Here is a 3,890-nt window from a genome sequence, read left to right on the forward strand (position 1 = left end):
TCGCATCGCCGCTGCGGGACTCGGTTTCCCTCCCGCGCCTTCCGCGTCCCGGAAGTCGCCGGTCGGGGACGGATTCACGACGTCACGACGTCGTGCCGTGTGCCAGGATGCCGGAGCCGTTGACGGAGTTGGAGATCCTGACGTTCGAGATCTGCGCTCCGGGGACGGAGCCCCCGCCCGTCTTGAACTGGATCCCGTCGTACGTCGAGTCCTGGATGTCGGTGTCCCTGATCGTGACACCCGGAATGTCGGGGCCCGCCGCGAACAGGGTGATGGCACCGAACTCCTGCGCCTCGCCCCAGAAGGCCCCGCCCGTGCGATAGAGCGCGTTGTTGGCGATCAGGGTCTGCCCGGAGAAGGGCAGCGGGTCGTGGTCGGTCGCCAGCATGATTCCGGGGTAGTTCATCGTGTCGGAGACGATGTTGTTCTCGATGGTGTTGCCGTACCCGCCGTAGACCGCGATGCCGTTGGCCCGCCAGGGCAGGGCGATCGTGTTGTTGCGGAAGTGGTTGTCGTGGCCGATGTCCACCGACTGGTTCTTCACGTACTTGTTGGACCAGACGGCCAGTGAGTCGTCGCCCGTGTTCCGGAACGAGGAGTTGAAGACCGTCGAGTTGCGGGTTCCGTTGGAGAGGTTGATGCCGTCCGCATAGGTGTTGCGAATGCGCATTCCGGTGAACTCGACCCCGTCACCGGGACCCCAGAGATCGGGAATGTTGTCGTAGTCGCGGCCCACCCACACCCCGACGTTGGAGTGCTCCAGCCAGACATTGGTGATCTTGGTGTTGCTGCCGAAGCGCCCGTTGAGGCCCACTCCGCCCTCGGCGTTGCCGTCACCGCCGCGGATCGTGCCGGAACCGAAGATCGCGATGTCGGAGATGGTGGTGTTGTCGTCGATGTCGAAGCCGAAGTTTCCCTCGTGCGGGTGGTTGATGCCGCCCGCGTTCTGCGGCTGGATGAGGGAGTACAGCTGGGAGTGCCACATCCCCGCGCCTCGGATCGTGACGTTCCTGATGCCCACCTGGTTGTACTGACCCCGGTTGAGCGGGTCGTCGGTCAGGATCTTCTGCTCCTGCCGCCACTGGCCGGCCGGAATCCAGACGCAGCCGATCTCGCCGTTCTGGTCCGCCGTCACCGCCCGCTGGATGGCGTCGGTGTCGTCGATGCCGTCGTTGGGCACGGCCCCGTAGGTGGTGATCGAGACACAGCCGGCCGGCTGTGCCGTCGGCGCCGCCACCTGCTCCAGGTCGACCAGGTCGATGATGTAGAAGGAGGCGGTGTCGCCCGCGTCACGCTGGAGGCGGAACTTCGTGCCGACCGGGTAGGTCTGGCCGAGCAGCGCGTTCGACTCGTCGAAGAGCCTGCGGGCGTCGGCCTGCGGCTGGTTGGTCAGGCCCTCCGGGCTGTCCGTGTCGCCGTACAGCCAGCTGTGCTTGGAGGAGAGTGTCAGCTTCCGGGCGAAGGCGTTGTTGACGTAGAGGCTGATCGTGGCCTCCGTACCACCGCCGCCGGGCGCGTCGGGGATGGAGTTGCGGACCACGAGGGAGTTGGTCGGCACGGTCGAGGTGATCTCGACGTACTGGCCGGTGGAGTTCAGCCGCACCGACTGGCGGCCCGAGGACTCGGTGGCGAAGTTGGTGTGCCCGAAGGTGCGCTTCTGGTCGGCGGTGAGCAAGGTGCCCTGGTAGGAGCCCTGTTCCGCCTCGTACTCGGTGTACGGGACCGCCGCGCCGCGGCCCACCACGATGGCCCGCGAGAACACGTTGTTGTTCTCGTTGGTCTCGGCCACGACGCCGGTCGCGTCCGCGGTGGCGGTCAGATTGGCCCCGCCGCTCTTCGCCGTCCAGCTGCCGCTGATCGGCACGGTGACCGTGCCTCCGGCGGGGATGGCTCCGGTGGTTCCGTTCAGCGTGGTGCTCTCCACCTGGAGGCGGGTCACCGTCGAGGAACTCACCGCCGTGGTACCGCGGTTGTTCACCGATACGGTGAAGGTGACGGCCGCGCCGACTGCCGGGCTGGTCGGGCTGGAGGAGATGGCGGTGACCTGGAGGTCGGGCCCGGGGCTCTGCGCGACCACCATCTTCGAGGAGGCGGTGCGGCTGTTGTTGCTGTTGTCCGTCTCGACGACCGTGTCGGTCGGGTCGACCACCGCCGAGACGGAGTACGAACCCATCGGGCGCTTGCCCACGCTCACCGGGACGGTGGCCGAGGCGCCCGCCGCGAGCGCGTTCACCGAGGCGCTGCCGACGACCTGGCCCTCCAGGCTGACATTGACCGTCGTCGCGGGGGCCGCCGCCGAACCCGCGTTGCGCACGGTGGTGTTCACGGTCACCGCGTCGCTCTCCGAGGGGGAGGCGGGCGACCAGCTCAGGTCGGTCAGGATCAGGTCCGGGTTGGGCGCGGCCGTCCCGACGACCTGGACCTCGGCCACCTGGGCACCGGGAGCACCGGTGTTGGACGAGAACTTCAGCTGCACGTCGGCGTACCGCCCGCTGACCGGGACCGTCACCGTGTTCCCGTTGCCGGACGGCGAGAAGGCGTAGTCCGCCTGGCTCTTCAGCGAGGTGAACCCGGTGGCGGACTGCGCCCGCCCCAGCACCTGGAAGCTCTGGGTGCGCGCGCCCCACGCCGCGTCCGGTGAGAGCTTGACCACGACGGCGGAGAGGTCGGCGTCGGAGCCCAGCTTCACCGTCAGCGTGGCGGGATAGCCGTTCGACTCCCAGTAGGTGTCACGCCGGTCGTCGTTGGCGTTGGTGCCCACGTAGGTCTGCGCGTACGACGAGGCCTCGATGGGCTTGTTCAGCGCGAGGTTGGTGCCGGTGGGCGTCGGCGTGCCGGGATCCGTGCCTCCCGACGCCTCCCCGTAGACCTCCAACTGGGAGAGCTGCGCCGCGTTCCAGCCGGTGTTGGCGGTCACCAGGACCCGTACGTAGCGTACCTGGGCCGCGGTGAAGTCGACGGTGACGGTGTTGCTCGCGGCCGGGGTGAACGACCGGGCGGCCGAGGCGGACAGGGTGCTGAACCCGGAGCCGTCCGTGCTGCCCTGGACGGCGAGTGTCTGGGTGCGCGCCTCCCACGTGTTCGGCAGCTTCAGCACCACCTGGTCGACGGCGGAGGTGGCGCCCAGATCCACCTGGACCCACTGCGGGAACGTTCCGGGGCTCTCCCAGTACGTCTGCTGACTGCCGTCGGTGACGTTCGACGCCGGGTAGGCGCCGAGCGAACCTCCGGCCGACGCCGGCCTGCCGAGTGCCAGGTCGGCGGTCCGTCCGGCCGCCGAAGCGGTGACCGGCAGAAGGCCGACGGTCATCAGCGCGGCTGCCACCGCACCGATGACGAACCGCCGCCATCCGCGTTGCTTCCCTCTCATGCTGTCCTCAGTTCCGTGGGCCTGCGGCGCCGGCCGGACACGAAGAGCGCATGCGCCTACCGTCCGGCGCCGTGGCGTCGCAGGGCAGGCGAACGGCCGCGTGCGGGCTGCCGGTACGCCGATGGGGGGTCGATCGGGACATCGGCAGGGGCGAGGAGCAGGGCGCCTGCCGCGAACTCGCGTTCATTGCTTGGTAATTTGAGGAATCTAGTTGATTTTTTGCGGTGTCGAGGTGACAGGTTTCTAGCAGGTACCGCTTTTGTCAACGGTTCTCGCACCGGCACGATGGTCCTTTGCTTCTTCGCGCAGCTCAGCGCGGGCAGGCGGACCGCAGCGGGATCATGGGACGCACGGAGGAAGGTACGGAAGTTGCGCGGGCCACGCCGGGTCTTTCCGGATCGCGCGCCCATCCCGCCAGGCGTGGCCCCAGCTGCAAGGTGCGGCCGGGGACAAGTTCGCCCCGAAGTGCGGGAGTTCGCTGCACATCTTCGCCAAGTCCCTGGACGACTGCACCGGTGTC

At 68.3% G+C, this 3,890-nt stretch carries 1 protein-coding gene; it reads right to left on the reverse strand.

The features are described from left to right. Positions 1-82: 82 nt before the first annotated feature. Entirely contained in the window at positions 83-3,370 is a 3,288-nt protein-coding gene (locus ACWD3D_RS34410) for a CARDB domain-containing protein (RefSeq protein ID WP_451464624.1), read from the reverse strand. Positions 3,371-3,890 lie beyond the last annotated feature (520 nt).

Source organism: Streptomyces sp. NPDC002690 (assembly GCF_053592415.1).